This is a genomic window from Streptosporangium lutulentum (assembly GCF_030811455.1).
Lineage (GTDB): Bacteria > Actinomycetota > Actinomycetes > Streptosporangiales > Streptosporangiaceae > Streptosporangium > Streptosporangium lutulentum.
Window position 1 is genome coordinate 5,619,350 of the sequence record NZ_JAUSQU010000001.1, and the last position, 15,432, is coordinate 5,634,781.

Sequence of the window (15,432 nt, forward strand, 5' to 3'; positions counted from 1 at the left end):
CGAGGACGAAGGACAGGGCGCTCACGACGCGCACCGGGAGCGGAGCCGCCCGACGAGCCCCGATTGGTACGGCGATCCTCACGGAAGGGTGCTTATGGCGTTCACGGACTTGGGTGACGTGCGGCTGTTCCACACCGACGACGGCTCGGGAGACACGACGCTGCTGCTCGTCCACGGTCTGGGGTCGGACTCCCACGAGTGGGTCCACCACATCCCCTCTCTGGCCGAGCATTACCGGGTGATCGCGGTGGACGTGCGCGGGCACGGCCATTCATCCGCGCCGGAGTCCGGCAACGTCCCCGCCCAGATGGCCGACGACCTCGCCCTGCTCTGCGCCGCCCTCGGCGTGGAGTCGTGCGTCGCGATCGGCCACTCGATGGGCGGCCAGATCGTCTCCCACCTGGCCGTGGAGTACCCCTCGCTGATCAAGGCGCTGGTCACGGTCGATCCCGGGTACGGCTTCGCGGGCGCGATGACCCGCGCCTTCTCCACGATCGTCGAGCGGATGCGCGAGGACACCCTGGCGGTCTGCCTGCGCAACGACGAGTGGACCCACACCGCGGCGACTCCGGAGTGGCTGCGCGAGTGGCATCGACGCCGGATCCTCGCCACTCCCCCGCACGTGCTGCTCCAGGCGTTCGAGGCGATGTTCGGCGGTCCGGACGCGCTCGGCCTGCGCCCCAACTCCGACGAATACCTGTCACGCCGGACCTGCCCGGTGCTGACGTTCTGGTTCGACCCCGTCCAGGCGGCGTGGGAGGCGGACCTGTTCAAGGATCCGCATTCCAAGGCGGTGACCTGGGAGGGCAGCGGTCACCGGCTGCACGAGGAGCGTCCGGGGGAATTCCTCATCGTCGTCACAAACTGGCTAAGGAGTCTGCCGTGAAGTTCTCGATATTCATGAACCCGCAGATCCCCGGTTCCGGATACTCCAGCGAGGAGAACGCGGTCGCCAAACGGCCGATCGGGCGGGACGTCGAGTCCTATCAGGCGATGCTTCACGAGGTTCGCGAGATCGCGGTCCACGCCGACCGGATCGGCTTCGACGCGCTCATGATGACCGAGCACCACTTCCACTCCGAGGGCTTCGAGTTCTCGGTCAACCCGCTGATGTTCCTCACCGACCTGGCGGCCAGGACCGAGCGCATCCTGCTGGCCCCGCTGGGCATCGTGCTGCCCGCCTGGGACCCGATCCGCGCGGCCGAGGACGTGGCGTTGCTCGACCACTTCAGCAAGGGACGGCTCCGCCTGGGGGTGGCCCGCGGTTACCAGAACCGGTGGATGAACGTGCTCGGCCAGCGCTGGCAGGCCTCCGCCGCCCGCTCCGACGGCTCCACAAGCGACACCCGCAACTTCGACGTCTTCGGCGAGGTCCTGAAGATCATGAAGATGGCGTGGACCCAGGACACCCTTCGCTACAAGTCCGACGTCCTGGACTACGAGGTGCCCGCGCCGTTCGACGGCATCGAGGGCTGGCCGGCGCTGGAGTGGACCAGGACGTTCGGCGCGCCGGGCGAGGTCGACGACCAGGGCAGGATCCAGGCGGTCTCGGTCGGGCCCAGGCCGTACCAGAACCCGTATCCGGAACTGTGGCAGCCCTTCACCGTCTCCGACCGCTCGGTGATCCGGGCCGCGCAGGAGGACATCCTTCCGTGGATGTTCACCCCGAACCCCGACGAGCACGCCGCCAAGGCCAGGCTCTACCAGGAGGAGTCGGCCAGGTGCGGCCGTGACTACAAACTGGGTGAGCACACGGGCATCCTCAAGATCGTTGGAATGGCCGACAACCGCGAGGAGGCCGTCGCCACCTACGGCAAAAGCATGCAGAAGGATTTCGCCGCCTTCTTCGGCCCGTTCGGCTACCTGGAGGTCCTCCGCAAGAAGGAGGACGACCGCCACCAGCCGATCAGCCCGGAGAAGGGCGACTACAAGCGCATGAACGAGGTCGAGATGGCCCTGCTCGGCAGTCCCGACGACGTCAAGCGCGGCATCCAGCGCATGCTCGACCGGATGCCCGACCTGGAGTGGTTCGGTCTGTTCATGCAGGGACAGCAGGGCGTCCTGCCGCTCGACACCGTCAAGCGCAACCTGGAGCTGTTCGCCACCAAGGTCATCCCCGAGTTCTCCGGCTGACCCCGCAGGCCCCGTCCCATCCCGGCCCAGCCCGGTATTCGGAAATGTCCCCCGGCTGCGCCGGGGGACATTTCTCGAAATTTCAACATTTCCACGCCCGGGGAGGGCTCATGCAGTTCTGGCTTGGGGCGTCGTTCGTCGAGACCGACCAGTTCATCGAACTGGCCAAGGTGTCGGAGCGATGCGGCATCCACACGCTCACGTTGTCGGACCACATCTTCTACGCCGACTTCGACTCCCCCTACCCCTATTCGAGGACGGGCGCGCCCCGCTGGAACGCCGAGACTCACTGGCCCGACGTGTGGGTGACGATCGGCGCGATGGCCGCGGTCACCTCCACCCTGCGTTTCGCCCCGAACGTCTACGTCGCCCCGGCCCGCGACCTGTTCACCGTCGCCAAGCAGGTCTCCACGGCCGCGGTGCTGTCCGGGGACCGGGTGACGTTCGGCGTCGGGGTCGGCTGGTGCAAGGAGGAGTTCGTCCAGACCGGCCAGGACTTCCACACCCGGGGCCGCAGGCTGGACGAGATGATCCCGGCGCTGCGCGAACTCTGGGCGGGCGGATCGGTCGAGCACCACGGCACGTACTTCGAGTACGGACCTCTGTCGATCTCCCCCGTCCCCGCCGAACCCGTGCCGTTCTTCGTCGGCGGCGACAGCGAGGCGGCGCTCCGCCGCGCGGCCCGGATCGGCGACGGCTGGATGGGAAACCGCGTCTACAGCGAGGAACGGCTCGACGTGATCCTCGCCGACCTGCGACGCTACCTGGAGGAGTACGGCAGAGCACCCGGCGACCTGGACATCATCGCGCCCCTCGCGGTCATGCCCGACGCGGCCACCTACCGCCGCTTCGCCGACAAGGGCGTTACCGGGACGATGGCGGCGCCCTGGTGGCTGGCCACGCCGGAGGAGAGGGCGAAGCACGGCGACGGCGTCGAGCTCAAGGTCGCCACCATCGAACGCTTCGCCGAGGAGGTCATCTCCAAGATCTGACGCGGGCGTCCACCCCCGGAACGACGGCGAAGCGGCACCGAGGCGACACGGTAGCCTGGCGACGTGCTGGAAGAGATCAGGGCAACCCGTTACGTAACACCGCTACGCGAGGGCGGGTCGCTTCCCGGAGTAATGGAAGCGGATGACCTCGGCACCTATGTCGTGAAATTTCGGGGGGCCGGGCAGGGCCGGCGGGTGCTCGTCGCCGAGATCATCTGCGCCGAGCTGGCCAGGCGCCTCGGCTTCCGCACCCCCGAGCTGAAGGTGATCGACGTCGATCCCCAGCTCGGCGCCCGGGAGCCCGACGAGGAGATCCAGGACCTGCTCAAGGCCAGCACCGGGCACAATCTGGCGATCGACTTCCTGCCCGCCGCGCTCGGCTTCGACCCGCTCGCCTGGCCCCCCGACCCCGACTTCGCCTCCCGGCTGCTCTGGTTCGACGCGCTGATCCACAACGTGGATCGGAGCTGGCGCAACCCGAACCTGCTCCTCTGGCACGGCGACGTCTGGCTGATCGACCACGGCGCCGCGCTCTGGTTCCACCACAACTGGCCCACCGCCGACCCGCTGCGCGGCTACGACGCGGGTGACCACGTGCTGGCCCCCTTCGCCACCCGGGTGGCGGAGGCCGACGCCGAGTTCAGCGAGTTGATCACCAGGGACCTCCTGGACGGGGTGGTCGACGAGGTCCCCGACGAGTGGCTGGAGGACGAACCGGGGTTCGACGGAGCGCAGGCCGTACGGCAGGCGTATGTCGAGCACCTGCTCGCCCGCGCGCAGGGACCGCGCACCTGGCTGCCCGACCCCTCGGCCGCACCCAGGCAAGAGAAGAAGACCGGATCTGTGGGCGCGTTCTGGAAGGGCGACCGGTGAGAGACGTCTACGAGTACGCGGTGATCCGGGTCATCCCCCGCGTGGAGCGAGGCGAACTGATCAACGCCGGGGTGCTGCTCTACTGCCAGCCACGCGACTACCTGTGCGCGCGGGTGGAGCTGGACGAGACCCGGCTGCGCGCGCTCGACGCCCAGGTGGACGTCGACGGGGTACGGCACGCGCTCGGCGCCTACCGGCGCTCCTGCACCGACGACGCGGGAGCACTGACCAGGGAGTCGCTGGGCAGCAGGTTCCGCTGGCTGACCGCTCCGCGCAGCACCATCGTGCAGACCGGCCCGGTTCACGCCGGTCTCACCGCCGATCCCGAGGCCGAGCTGGAACACCTGGTCACCCGGCTGGTACGCAGCCTCTAGGGTCTGTCACGAGGTGGGTTGAAGGTAATGCTTTCGAAGCCGTTCCCAGCCGCCTGACACCTGATCCGGGCGGGTTCGTGGCCTGGCCACCGAGCGGGTCGCCCCGGCTCGGGCGTGACGCGGAGATGTGCGACCACCGGTGGAGGGGCAGAGCTTCTCGCGTTGCCCCTCCACCGGGTGGGGATCAGGCGGATTCGATGGGCAGGCCGGCGCCGGCCCAGTCCTCTATGCCCTCGCGGTACTTGCGGACGTTGGTGTAGCCGAGGGCGGTGAGCCGGTCGGCGACCTGTCCGCTGTTGGGGCATGCCGGGTTGGAGCAGTAGGTGACGATCGCGGCGTCGAGGTCGGGGAGCAGGGAGGGCGCCAGGTCGTCGACCTCGTCCCTGACCAGTGCGAGGGCGCCGGGCAGATGCTGCTGTGCGTAGTAGTCTCCGCCGAGCGCATCGACAACGGTCACGGTGCCCGCGTCGATCGCTGCCTGCAGCTCGTTCCGGGTGATGAGTGCGGTCATGCCACTGCCTCCAAGACAATTGGACTATAGTCCGGTTGTGGCTCATGACAATAACGGACCGCAGTCCGATTCTGCAATGCCGTTGGAACTGCTGCGCACACCACCCCCCAAGGAGCGGGTGGACGCGGCGCGTAACCGGGCTGCGGTGCTGAAGGCCGCAGCCCGTTTGTTCGCCGAACATGGCGTAGCGGCGGTGTCCATGGACCAGGTGGCCGCGGCCGCCGGCGTCGGCAAGGGCACCTTGTTCCGCCGGTTCGGCGACAAGTCCGGATTGGCCGCCGCTCTGCTGGACGCCCGGGAGCGTGTGCTGCAGGAGGCGATCCTGCATGGACCGCCACCCCTCGGTCTCGGAGCAGCGGCCGACGAGCGGCTCGCCGCGTTCGTCGACGCCTATTTCGACTATCTGCTGGAGTACCTGGATCTGATCCGGATGTCGGAGACCGCGGCACCCGGTGCCCGATACCGGATCGGGGCCTACCGGTTCTGGCACCGCCATATGGCGATCCTGCTCGGCGCCACGCCCGACCCCGAACACACCGCCCATGCCGTGCTGGCCGCCCTGTCGGCCGAGCACGTATCCGCACTCCTGCCAGAGCTGGGCGAAAAGCGGATACGCGCCGGCCTTCTCCGCCTCGCGCGTTCGGCGATGCAACTTCCCGGACAGTGAGCGAAGGCTCAGCCCACCCCGCGAGCCCGCGCCTATCCGCGCGGGCCCCAAGCGTCTCGCCCCGGTTTGCCGGCGACTCACGTTCGGCTGCCGGGCCGGTGTCGACGGGCGATGACCGACGGCCGAACCCGGCGCAGCCGCGCGGCCAGGCTCGTGACGCCCAGCGCGGCGGCCAGGCAGGCCATGGGGATCGCGGGCAGCACGTAGCGGTGGTCGAAGTCCAGTGCGGCGACGGGCGCGACGAGCAGGAATACGGCCGTCGCCCACGGCAGCAGGGCCTCCCGCCGCCGGCCGATCGAGCCGAGGCCGCCCAGCAGCAGCATGACGCCGAGCAACGGGCCGTGCAGCACGGCGGGAGGGGCGTAGGCGGCAAGGACGCTCCCATACGGCTCGACGGAGGACATCCCGCGGATGCCGCCGTCGTACTCCCCGCGTACCTTGTCGATCAGTGGGAAGCCGGGCAGCGGCCACGAACCGTGGGGGAACGTCAGCGCGGGCGAGACGCGTAGGGGGTGGCGTACCGGGGTCCACGCGAAGGCGAGCGAGGTGTCGTGGACGACTGCGCCAAGGTAGTCCAGCGGCTGCGCGGCGATCGCGCGCAGGGCGAAGGAACGGGCCAGGTCGTTGTGGGAGAAGCGGTCGCCCGGCAGCCTGTTCAGCGAGGCGCCCGCGGCCCACACGTACTCCGAGGCGGCGTCGACCACGGTGCCGTTCGGGCAGAGCTTCGCCTCCTCGGCCGGCGGCTTGATCACCGAACAGTCGGCGAACGTCATCGTGCGAGCCCAGAGCGCCACACCGTCCGAGCCGCTGAGCGCGAACCGGCCGTGATGCGCCTGGTACCAGCCCGCGTAACCGACGAGAGGCAGCAGCCCGGCGACGGCGAGTGCGATCATCTGCCGGCGGCCGACCCGCTGGATGATCAGATGGATCAGGACGAGGCCGAGCAGCGGCACCGCGACCGTTCGGGTGAGCCCGGCCAGCGCCAGCAGCAGGCCCACCGCGGCGCAGGCGCGCACCGACGGCCTGGTCCGCCACAGCAGGACGGTCAGCGCGGACACGACGAGGAAGGTGACCTGGGTGTCGGACAGCACGGCGTGTTCCAGCCTGAGGAACGCCGGGTCGAACAGCACGGGCAGGGTGGCCAGCGTCGCCCCCCACCCGGGAAGTGACCGGCGGCGGAGCACCAGATAGATCATCAAAGCCATGCCGAGTCCCATGACGTGCTGCACCCCCGCCACCAGTTCGACGCTGTGGAACGGCAGGAGCAGCCGCAGGAAGAAGGAGTACCCGGCGGGATGGAACGCCCCGGAGGGCTGGAGGTGGACGGCGGTGTCCAGGTAGGTGAAGGAGTCGTACCAGTAGAGCTGCGCGGTGTCGTAGCCCAGCATGACGAGACAGCGAAGCGCTGCCGCGAAAGCGATCGCGACGGCGAAGACACCGTGGCCGGTGGCGAAGAACCGGCGCGGGAAGGACCGCCTGCCCTGGTCCAGGGCGTGGACGGCCTGAACGCCGGCGGTAGAGACGAGCATGGTCGAGCCCCCGATCGAGCGCCGGGCGGTTTCCGGCGCGATGAGGGCAGTCCAGCGATTGCTCGATAACCTTGGCGTCGCTGAATCCGGTTATGTCTGCGTTATGCCACTTCTGTCAGGCTGGTGCGATCCCAAGATCAAGGAGCTGCCGTGCGTGTGCTGATCGCCGAGGACGAGCGCATGCTCGCCGACTCCATCGGTGAGGGGTTGCGTGGCGAGGCACTCGCCGTCGACATCGCCTACGACGGCGAGTCGGCCCTGGAACGGCTCCGCGTCCACGACTACGACGTGCTCATCCTGGACCGCGATCTGCCGGGCATGCACGGTGACGACGTGTGCAGGGCCCTGGTGACCGATGGCGCGCTGGTACGCGTCATCATGCTCACCGCGTCCGGCGACCTGCGCTCCCGGGTGGAGGGCCTGTCCCTCGGCGCCGACGACTACCTGCCCAAGCCGTTCGCCTTCGAGGAACTCGTCGCCCGCGTCCACGCGCTGGGCCGCCGGGTACGTCCGGCCGACCCCCCGCTGCTGGAACGGGCCGGCATCCGTCTGGACTGGGCGCACCGGCAGGTGTTCCGGGACGGCCGCTACGTGCCGCTCGCCCGCAAGGAGTTCGGCGTGCTGGCCGAGTTGCTGCGCGCCGGCGGGGCGGTGGTCTCCGCCGAGACGCTGCTGGAGAAGGTGTGGGACGAGCACACCGACCCGTTCACCAACACCGTGAGGACGACGATGATGAAACTACGGCGCAAGCTCGGCGAACCGGCGGTCATCGAGACGGTCACCGGGGCCGGGTATCGCATCCCGTGAAGACGAGCGTACGGCTGCGCTTCGCCCTCGCCTGCGGCGCGGTATTCGTCCTCGTCGGCGCCGTGCTGCTGGTCGCGGTCTCCTTCGTCGTCCGGCAGAGCCTGGAACCCCGTGACGGGCTGCGCCGGCCCACGTCCATCACGGTCGCGGGCAAGAGGTACCTGCCCCCGCCCACCGATCCGACCATCTTGAAGATCTTCTACTCGTCGGGGCAAAGCGATGCGTACTACGTGGCCCAGCAGCGGGTCGCGCAGGTCAGGCGGATCTATCAGCGCGACACCATCAAGAACGTGCTCACCGTGGGCGGCCTCGGGCTCCTCGCGGCCGGCGGCCTCGCCACCGCGGCCGGCTGGCGGGCCGCCGGGTGGGTGATCCGCCCCGTCAGATCGGTGACCGAGAGCGTTCGACAGGTCGCACAGAGCCATGATCTCGCCGAACGCATCGCCCACGACGGGCCGGAGGACGAGATCAAAGAGCTCGCCGACAGCGTCGACGGCATCCTCGGCCGTCTGGCCCGCTCATACGACGGCCAGCGGCGCTTCATCGCCAACGCCTCACACGAGCTGCGCACCCCGCTCACCATCAACCGCACCCTCGTGGACGTGGCGGTCCGCCGGCCCGACGCGACCGAGGACGTCAGGCGCCTCGGGGAATCCCTTCTGATGGTCAACACCAGGCACGAGCGGCTGATCGACGCGCTTCTCGCCCTGTCGGAAGGCGAGCGCACGGTTCTCGACCGGCGTCCCTTCGACCTGGCCGACGTCGTCGAGCACGTGCTGGACCTGGCGGCCAAGGAGGCCGGGGACAGCGAGGTCACCGTCCACCGGCTGCTGGATCCCGCGCCGACCGCCGGTGAGGCGGTGCTGATCGAGCGGCTCGCGCAGAACCTCGTGGAGAACGCCATACGGCACAACCACCCCGGCGGCGAGGTGTGGGTGTCCACCCGGCAGCGGGCCGATCGAGTGGAACTGATGGTGGCGAACACCGGGCTCCCCGTGCCTTCCTACGAGATCGAGACGATCTTCGAGCCGTTCCGGCGGCTGCACGGCGACCGGCTGCGCTCCGACCGCGGCAGCGGCCTCGGGCTGTCGATCGTCAGGGTCGTGGCCGAGGCTCACAGCGGCACCGTGACCGCCGGTCCCCGCGAGGAGGGCGGCCTCACCATCGCTGTCGAGCTGCCGCGCGAGCAATCGTGACCACCGTCCGGTCACGTGGTCGTCCTCGCGTGGTTTGGCCTTGAACCCCCGGGAAGCGCCCGGTCGGGCACCGTTTCCGGATTCACCGGACGTTGCGATCGCCCTCGTCACCGACCCGGTTTCAGGTCGTCACGGCGATACACCTCCTCGGAGAGGAGCAGGTCGGTCGCGCCGGTGAAGCGGAGGAAGTCCGGGTCGAGGCAGTTGTCCCAGTCGTCGGCGCCGCGGTGCTCCCAGGAACGGCCCCACTCCTCGTCCTCTTCGCGGGCACGGTGCACCACCCGGCCCCGCCAGCGATACTCGATCAGGGTCACGCCCGGGTGCTCGTCGGCGAGCGGAGCCAGCCAGGGTGGGTCGATACTCGCCAGCGCATCTCCTCGTGCGCTCGGCGTCGTCGGAGTGGTCAACTCCGACAGGGTGGGCACGGGCGGTTTACTCGTGGGAGTGGCGCCCGAGCCGACATACGCGTAGCGGTCGTTACCCGTGCGGTAGCTGCCGGCGATCGGCAACCGCCAGGAGCCGTCGGAACCACGTCGCCACCGCTCTTCCGGTCCCACGGGAGGCCGCTCACCTGTGGTGATCACGCGCACCTCGTCGAAACCGTACCGGCAGTAGCGCCGGGGGCCTTCGTTGACGTCGTCGCGCCAGATCTCGTCCTGGGTGCTGCCCTCGTTGAAGTGCCGGCCCCAGATCGTGAAGTACCCCACGTGGTTCTTGCAGAAGTTCACGATCTCGTGGCTCTTACCCGAGCCGTACTGGATGTCGACGTACTGTCCCGCCGGTGCGCATCGGATCACAACGGGAACGTGGTACGAACCACGCGGCCCGAGCAGTTGCCAGGTGATCCACTGTGCCTCGACCTCGTCTATTCGCCAATTAGGCTGCGCGTAGACCCGGATGAAGTCCGTGTAAATGTTGGACACCACTCAATGATCCCAGCCGCGTCTCCGTCACCGGCCCGCCGAAAACGATCGGTCGCAGATCGCCGTTGACGACCACGAACGGCTGGACCTGCGAGAACAGCCTCCGCACCGCGTCTGCCCCGGTGAGAGGGCTGTTTCTGCCGGTGTGTCAGGCGCGGGACCTGAACCTGCGCGGGCTGAGCCGGCGGTTTCACAGGCCGTGTTCGTTCTCGGACAGGGTCGGCCGGCGCCGAGGGCTTCAGAAGAGCACCGACATGAAGGTGCCGACCTCTTTGAATCCGGCCTTGCGGTAGGCCGCCCTGGCCGGGAGGTTGTAGTCGTTGACGTACAGCGAGACCACCGGTGCGAAGCAGTCGAGCGCGTGCTTGATCACCGAGGCCATCCCGGTGACCGCGTGACCGCGGCCTCGCAGGTCGGGGTGGACCCAGACGCCCTGGATCTGGCAGGCGAGTGGAGTCACCGCACCGATCTCGGCCTTGAAGACGACCGTGCCGTCCTCGATCCGCGCGTAGGACCTGCCGATCCTGATCAGCTCGGCGACCCGGGAGCGATAGAGCGCGCCGCCGTCCCCCGAGTCAGGCGAGACGCCCACCTCCTCGGTGAACATCGCCACGCAGGCCGGGAGCAGGGTCTCGAACTCGTCAGGCCGGACCCTGCGGACCAACGGGTCGATCGGAATCGGAGACGGCTCGGTGGCCACCATCACCGGCTGGGCCCATCGGATCGCGCGAGCGGAACCCCAGTAGGGTTCGAGCCGCTCCCAGAGCAACTCGACCGCGTCGGAGGGGCCGACGATCGACGAACAGCGTCGGCCCTGCTTGCGGGCACGATCGGCGAAGGCGTGGACGGCGTCTGTGCCGGCGTTCACCGGAACCAGGTTGGCCCCGGCGTAGCAGAGGGAGGTCAGGCCGCCGCGCGGCCCGAATCCCCACATCTGGCCACCTAGCCTGGCCGGATTGAGCCCGACGGAGCGGACCCTGGAAGCGACGAAGACGTTGCTGACGGGATCGGCGTCAAGAAGAGCCAAAACCTCATCACGATCGTTGTCGTCGAGCACGCGCGACGCCGTTGTGCGCAGCATCACCCGTTTAGCCTACGCGACCCCCTCGATTTTGGCAGGAACCAACGCAGAGCCCCTTATCTACTCGTTAAACCCGGCCTTCGCCCTCATGCGCGGGACGGGCACGGGGACGGGCACGGGCGCGGGAGTGCCCGCGCAGCGGAAGTCCGGGCCTTTCGGGGCGCGGCCGCCGGACTTACCCGGCAGGGTGCCGTCCTTGAGGTAGGCGGCCAGGCGCCGGTCCACGCAGCGGTTCCCGGCGAGAGAGACCCCGTGGTTGCCGGTGGGCACGGTCAGCAGCCGGGCGCTGTCGAACAGCTTGCGCATCCGCACGGCCCCCGCGTACGGCGTGGCGGCGTCGCGCTCGGCCTGGACAAGCATGATCGGCGGCAGCTTCTTGCTGCCCTGGACCTTCACCGGCGTGTCGGGCTTCTCCGGCCAGAACACACACGGCGCGTTGTACCAGGCGTTGGTCCAGGTCAGGAAGGGCGCCTTCGCATGCAGCCTGGTCGTCTCGGTCCGCCATTCGGCCCAGTCGCGCGGCCAGGCGGCATCGTGGCACTGCACTCCGAGATAGACCGCGTAGTTGTTCTCGTCGTCGGCGTCGTTCAGAGCGTGCCGGCGGTAGGCGCTGAGCAGGAGTCCCGTCTCGCCCTTCTTCACATAGGCGGAGAACGCCCTGGCCAGCTGCGGCCAGATGAGGTCGGAGTAACCGCCGACGGTATAGATGTCGTCGAACTCGCTCGGGCCGACCACCCCTTCGGCCGGGCGGGTGCGCAGCCGCTCACGCATGGCGTACCAGGCGAAGGAGACCGCCTTCTCCGTCGCGCCGAGCTTGTAGACCCGGTTGTGGCGGGCCGTCCACCTCAGGAAGTCGCGGTGCCGCTGTTCGAAGGTGGTGTCCTGGACGAGGTTGGAGCCGTACCAGACCTCCCTGGGGTCCACCACGCTGTCCAGGACGAGCCGCTTGACCCGGTCGGGGAAGAGCGTGGCGTAGACCGCGCCGAGGTAGGTGCCGTAGGAGTAACCCAGGTAGCTGATCTTGGACTCGCCCAGTGCCGCTCTGATCGCGTCCATGTCCCTGGCGGAGTTCTCGGTGCTGATGTGGGGCAGCAGCCAGCCCCACCGGTCACCGCACGCCGTGGCGTACTGGCGGGCCCGGTCGAGCAGGACGGACTCCTCCTGCCTGTTCGCGGGCACGTGGTCGGGACGGGGCGCCTTGTAGTACTTCTCGAAGTCCACGCACTGCATCGCGGGCTCGCTGTGCCCCACCCCGCGCGGGTCGAAGCCGATCACGTCGAAGCGGTCGGCCAGGTCACCGGGAAGGCCGGCGGCGACGGTCTTGGCCAGGCCCCGGCCTGACGCCCCCGGGCCTCCGGGGTTGACCAGCAGCACACCCAGATGGTTGTGGTCCCGCGAGACCTTCCCCTTGATCCGGTTCAGGGCGATGCCGATGGTCTGCTGCGGGTTTCGATAGTCGAGCGGCACCCTCAAAGTGGCGCACTCCACCTCGCCGTCCGCCAGCCCGGCGAGAGCGGGCGGATTCCCGGGTTTGCTCTCCTTCTCGCAGGGCCCCCAGACCAGCTCGGCCCGTTCGTGGGCCGTCGCTCCCTGAGGAACCCCGACAACGACCAACATCCCGATGCTTGCGATAATCCCGACAAGCCTCTTCACGGTGGAATCCCCCCTACTTATACGGCAGAGGCGATGTTCTCCCGTGGCGACGCACGACCACCCGCGACACAACCAGATGCTTACCAATGTGTAGTCAAGTGATTGCTACGTGTAAGTGCGCAACGGTGACCGCAGCAAACGGTTTCGTCGAAAAGCCGATTCGTCAGGCGGCGACAGCGCGAGCCCGCGCAGACTCGCGGGCCCGAACCGCCGGCGATCCCCCGGATGTGCCTGCGGGGAGCGCTTCGCCTCGAAGGTCACCGGAAAGCACCGGTGACCGGGGGACGGACCCTAGCCGACGACGACCTCGGGGCCGGAGGCGTCGTCGTCGGAGAGGTCGACGTCGACGCCCATCTCGTCGGCGAGGCGCAGGGCCTCCTCGATGAGGGTCTCCACGATCTGGGACTCGGGAACGGTCTTGATGACCTCGCCCTTGACGAAGATCTGGCCCTTGCCGTTGCCGGACGCGACACCGAGGTCGGCCTCGCGGGCCTCGCCGGGACCGTTGACGACACAGCCCATCACCGCGACACGGAGCGGAACCTTCAGCCCCTCAAGGCCGGCCTGGACCTGCTCGGCCAGGGTGTAGACATCGACCTGGGCGCGCCCGCAGGAGGGGCAGGAGACGATCTCCAGGCCGCGCTCGCGCAGGTTCAGCGACTCCAGGATCTGGTTGCCGACCTTGACCTCCTCCACCGGCGGGGCCGACAGCGACACACGGATGGTGTCGCCGATGCCCTCGGCGAGCAGCGCGCCGAACGCGACGGCGGACTTGATCGTGCCCTGGAAGGCCGGGCCCGCCTCGGTGACGCCGAGATGGAGCGGGTATTCGCACTGGGCGGCGAGCAGGCGGTAGGCCTGGACCATCACGACCGGGTCGTTGTGCTTGACCGAGATCTTGATGTCGCGGAAGCCGTGCTCCTCGAACAGCGAGCACTCCCACAGGGCGGACTCCACCAGTGCCTCGGGAGTGGCCTTGCCGTACTTCTGCAGCAGGCGGGGGTCGAGCGAGCCGGCGTTGACGCCGATCCGGATCGGCACGCCGTGCTCGGCGGCGGCCCGTGCGATCTCGCCGACCTTGTCGTCGAACTTCTTGATGTTGCCGGGATTGACCCGGACCGCCGCGCAGCCCGCCTCGATCGCGGCGAAGACGTACTTCGGCTGGAAGTGGATATCCGCGATCACGGGGATCTGCGACTTGCGCGCGATGGCCGGCAGTGCGTCGGCGTCGTCCTGGGTGGGAACGGCCACCCGGACGATCTGGCAGCCCGACGCGGTCAGCTCGGCGATCTGCTGGAGCGTGGCGTTGATATCGGCGGTGACCGTGGTGGTCATCGACTGGACGGAGACCGGCGCGTCTCCGCCCACCGGGACGGAGCCGACCATGATCTGACGGGATTTACGTCGCTCGGCGATCGGCCTGGTCCTGACGGACGGGATCCCGAGAGCAACAGAAGTCATTTTCAACCCTTGAGAGTCGGAGACGCTCCCAGTTTAGGCAGTAGTGGTGAGCTCCCGTGCCCTTACGCGCGCCCAGGCGTCCGCGTCGAGCACTTCGGCGACCGAACCGGCTTCGGTGACGGTGTGCTCGGAGACCACCGCGGCAACGGTGTCCACGATCGCGAGGAAGGGCAGTCGCCCGGCCAGGAAGGCCTCCACGCAGACCTCGTTGGCGGCGTTGTAGACGGCCGGGGCCGTTCCCCCCGCGGAACCGACGTGGCGGGCCAGCGCGACGGAGGGGAAGGCCTCGTCGTCGAGCGGCTCGAAGGTCCAGGTGTGAGCCCTGGTCCAGTCGACCGAGGGAGCGGCGTCGGCGACCCGATCCGGCCAGCCGAGCGCGAGCGCGATGGGCAGCCGCATGTCGGGCGGGCTGGCCTGGGCGATGACCGAGCCGTCCACGAACTCCACCATCGAGTGGACGACCGACTGCGGGTGGACCACGACGTCGATCCGGTCGAAGCCGATGTCGAAGAGCAGATGCGCCTCGATGACCTCCAGGCCCTTGTTCACGAGTGTGGCGGAATTCACCGTGATGACCGGGCCCATCGACCAGGTCGGGTGGGCCAGGGCCTGCTCCGGGGTCACGTTTCCGAGCTTCGACCGCGGGATGCCCCTGAAGGGCCCGCCGCTCGCGGTGACGAGCAGGCGGCGCACGGCCGACGCGGCGGGACCGGTGGGACCGGCGGCCCACAGGCACTGGGCGAGCGCGGCGTGCTCGGAGTCGACGGGGATCAACTGCCCGGGCTTGGCCAGGCGCTTCACCAGCGGCCCACCGATGATCAGGGACTCCTTGTTGGCGAGGGCGAGCACCCTGCCCGCCTCCAGCGCGGCCAGCGTCGAGGTCAGCCCGAGCGCGCCGGTGATGCCGTTGAGCACGATGTCGGACGGCCAGGCCGCGACCTCGGCGACCCCTTCGGGCCCGGCGAGCACCTTGGTGACCACACCGTGCGCGGCCAGGGCCTCCCGCAGCGCGGGGACGGCGCCGGCGTCGGCGACGGCGACGGCCTCGGGCCGGAACTCGGCCGCCTGACGGGCCAGCAGGTCGATCCGGCCGCCTCCGGCGGCGAGCGCCGCCACCCGGAAACCACGGGGGTTTCGGGCGATGACGTCAAGGGACTGGGTCCCGACGGAGCCGGTCGAGCCCAGCAGGACGACGGAACGAGCGATGTCTGGCTGCACCGCTCCATTCTCCC

15 protein-coding genes are annotated in these 15,432 nt (G+C 69.1%); 8 read left to right on the forward strand and 7 right to left on the reverse strand.

The window, feature by feature from the left end:
* Positions 1–94 precede the first annotated feature (94 nt).
* From J2853_RS24970 to J2853_RS24990, 5 genes are all read left to right on the forward strand, one after another.
* A complete protein-coding gene (locus tag J2853_RS24970) occupies positions 95–886 on the forward strand; it encodes an alpha/beta fold hydrolase (protein ID WP_307561916.1) in 792 nt (263 codons plus the stop codon).
* The gene (locus J2853_RS24975) at positions 883–2,133 is read left to right on the forward strand and encodes an LLM class flavin-dependent oxidoreductase (RefSeq protein WP_307561918.1); all 1,251 of its coding nucleotides are present in this window, start codon (positions 883–885) and stop codon (positions 2,131–2,133) included. The genes J2853_RS24970 and J2853_RS24975 overlap by 4 nt, the downstream gene beginning before the upstream one ends.
* A 110-nt stretch (positions 2,134–2,243) precedes the next feature.
* Positions 2,244–3,125, forward strand: a complete 882-nt coding sequence (locus tag J2853_RS24980) for a TIGR03619 family F420-dependent LLM class oxidoreductase (protein ID WP_307561920.1) — start codon at positions 2,244–2,246, stop codon at positions 3,123–3,125.
* 63 nt (positions 3,126–3,188) lie between these two features.
* Positions 3,189–3,998 carry a HipA family kinase gene (locus tag J2853_RS24985; protein WP_307561922.1) on the forward strand — a complete coding sequence of 270 codons (810 nt, stop codon included), beginning with the start codon at positions 3,189–3,191 and terminating at the stop codon, positions 3,996–3,998.
* Positions 3,995–4,372 carry a DUF3037 domain-containing protein gene (locus J2853_RS24990; RefSeq protein ID WP_307561924.1) on the forward strand — a complete coding sequence of 126 codons (378 nt, stop codon included), beginning with the start codon at positions 3,995–3,997 and terminating at the stop codon, positions 4,370–4,372. The genes J2853_RS24985 and J2853_RS24990 overlap by 4 nt, the downstream gene beginning before the upstream one ends.
* A 184-nt stretch (positions 4,373–4,556) precedes the next feature.
* Here J2853_RS24990 and J2853_RS24995 read toward each other — a convergent pair whose 3' ends face one another.
* A complete protein-coding gene (locus J2853_RS24995) occupies positions 4,557–4,883 on the reverse strand; it encodes a rhodanese-like domain-containing protein (RefSeq protein WP_307561926.1) in 327 nt (108 codons plus the stop codon).
* Positions 4,884–4,959: 76 nt separating this feature from the next.
* Here J2853_RS24995 and J2853_RS25000 point away from each other — a divergent pair, with 76 nt between their 5' ends.
* Positions 4,960–5,550, forward strand: coding sequence for a TetR/AcrR family transcriptional regulator (locus tag J2853_RS25000; protein ID WP_307561930.1), 591 nt, complete (start codon positions 4,960–4,962; stop codon positions 5,548–5,550).
* Positions 5,551–5,627: 77 nt separating this feature from the next.
* Here J2853_RS25000 and J2853_RS25005 read toward each other — a convergent pair whose 3' ends face one another.
* Positions 5,628–7,079, reverse strand: a complete 1,452-nt coding sequence (locus J2853_RS25005) for a hypothetical protein (RefSeq protein WP_307561932.1) — start codon at positions 7,077–7,079, stop codon at positions 5,628–5,630.
* A gap of 150 nt (positions 7,080–7,229) precedes the next feature.
* Between J2853_RS25005 and J2853_RS25010 the strand changes: the two genes are divergently transcribed.
* Positions 7,230–7,886, forward strand: a complete 657-nt coding sequence (locus J2853_RS25010) for a response regulator transcription factor (RefSeq protein WP_307561934.1) — start codon at positions 7,230–7,232, stop codon at positions 7,884–7,886.
* Positions 7,883–9,082 (forward strand): sensor histidine kinase, encoded by a 1,200-nt coding sequence (locus tag J2853_RS25015; protein ID WP_307561936.1) that lies wholly within the window; start codon positions 7,883–7,885, stop codon positions 9,080–9,082. Before J2853_RS25010 ends, J2853_RS25015 begins: the two co-directional genes overlap by 4 nt.
* 107 nt (positions 9,083–9,189) lie before the next feature.
* On the opposite strand, the gene J2853_RS25020 is transcribed toward J2853_RS25015, so the two are convergent.
* The 5 genes from J2853_RS25020 to dxr form a co-directional block, all read right to left on the reverse strand.
* Positions 9,190–10,005 (reverse strand): hypothetical protein, encoded by an 816-nt coding sequence (locus J2853_RS25020; protein WP_307561938.1) that lies wholly within the window; start codon positions 10,003–10,005, stop codon positions 9,190–9,192.
* Positions 10,006–10,243: 238 nt separating this feature from the next.
* Entirely contained in the window at positions 10,244–11,086 is an 843-nt protein-coding gene (locus J2853_RS25025) for a GNAT family N-acetyltransferase (RefSeq protein WP_307568803.1), read from the reverse strand.
* A gap of 60 nt (positions 11,087–11,146) precedes the next feature.
* A complete protein-coding gene (locus J2853_RS25030; protein ID WP_307561940.1) occupies positions 11,147–12,703 on the reverse strand; it encodes an alpha/beta hydrolase in 1,557 nt (518 codons plus the stop codon).
* Between the two features lie 327 nt (positions 12,704–13,030).
* Positions 13,031–14,200, reverse strand: coding sequence for a flavodoxin-dependent (E)-4-hydroxy-3-methylbut-2-enyl-diphosphate synthase (gene ispG / locus J2853_RS25035; RefSeq protein ID WP_307561942.1), 1,170 nt, complete (start codon positions 14,198–14,200; stop codon positions 13,031–13,033).
* A gap of 33 nt (positions 14,201–14,233) precedes the next feature.
* Positions 14,234–15,418 carry a 1-deoxy-D-xylulose-5-phosphate reductoisomerase gene (gene dxr, locus J2853_RS25040; protein WP_307561944.1) on the reverse strand — a complete coding sequence of 395 codons (1,185 nt, stop codon included), beginning with the start codon at positions 15,416–15,418 and terminating at the stop codon, positions 14,234–14,236.
* Positions 15,419–15,432: the final 14 nt, after the last annotated feature.